This is a genomic window from Streptomyces tricolor (assembly GCF_002155905.1).
Classification (GTDB): domain Bacteria; phylum Actinomycetota; class Actinomycetes; order Streptomycetales; family Streptomycetaceae; genus Streptomyces; species Streptomyces tricolor.
Genome location: NZ_MUMF01000078.1, coordinates 1 through 498, shown reverse-complemented (window position 1 = coordinate 498; position 498 = coordinate 1).

The window sequence follows — 498 nt, the reverse complement described above, 5'->3', positions numbered from 1 at the left end:
CGCCCTCGGGGAGGCCGAGGTCGGCAAAGGTGGTCTGGGGGGTGGTGTCAGCGGCCTCGGGGGCCTCGGTGACCTCGGTCGTCACGTCGACGAGTTCATCGACGATCTCGTTGTCGATCGCGTTCTCGGACACGACGATCTGGTCAGTACTGGACACGGACATGCGAATGCGAAACCTTCCGGAGTCTCTTCGGCACGCGCCCGTCAACTCCGTGATTCGCTCACGACCGCCTCAATGCGGTCCGCCACGGCAAAGGAGAGTACGCGCCACACGGCGCGCTCTGCGGTGGCGCCGGGCAAATGGGATCAAACGATCTACCACCATACGCACCCCTCACCCCTGCAGGCAAACCGGCCCGGAGAGACGCTGGTCACGCCCTAGACCGGGACCCCCGCCCGGGGTGCCGGCTCGCGCTGGGCGAGCTGCGGCTGCGGCTCCTCGTGGGCCGACGACGAGGGTTCGGCCGACGGCGGCTCCGAGGTGGGCGGGGGCGGGGT